The 440-nt window shown below is 35.2% G+C and carries 1 protein-coding gene; it reads right to left on the bottom strand.

What is annotated here, in order from left to right; translation table 11 throughout:
- On the bottom strand, positions 1-415 hold a 415-nt coding region (gene vraR, locus HZY83_RS07810), incomplete at its 3' end, for a response regulator transcription factor VraR (protein WP_179943479.1).
- Between the last annotated feature and the right edge of the window lie 25 nt (positions 416-440).

The following is a 440-nucleotide window of genomic DNA, read 5'->3' as shown; positions in this document are numbered from 1 at the left end:
TCATGCGGGTTCTCATTTTTACAAGTACTTCTGGTTCAAAAACAGATTCCCCTTGATATGTTTTACGTACCGCGTCAGCAATGTCACTCGCACTATTCGTTTTTAAGATATAACTATATACCCCAGCATCTAATGCTCGATAAACTTCTTTATCCTCGATAAAGCTTGTTAACATTACTACTCTTATGTGAGGTAAATCCTTTTTAATTTCAGTAGTAGCTTCTACACCATCCATATCATCCATAAGTAAATCCATTAAAATTAAATCTGGTTTCAACTCATGGGCTTTTTCGATAGCTTCTTTACCAGAAGCACCTTCTCCAACTACTTCAATATCCTGTTGTGTAGATAGATAGCTTGAAATACCAATTCTAACCATTTCATGGTCATCAACAAACAATACTTTAATCGCCATTTGATTCATCCTCCTTATTCAATGG

This window comes from Gemella sp. GH3 (assembly GCF_013415425.1).
In the GTDB taxonomy this organism is placed as follows: Bacteria; Bacillota; Bacilli; order Staphylococcales; family Gemellaceae; genus Gemelliphila.
This window is presented reverse-complemented; position numbering and strand designations above follow the sequence as displayed.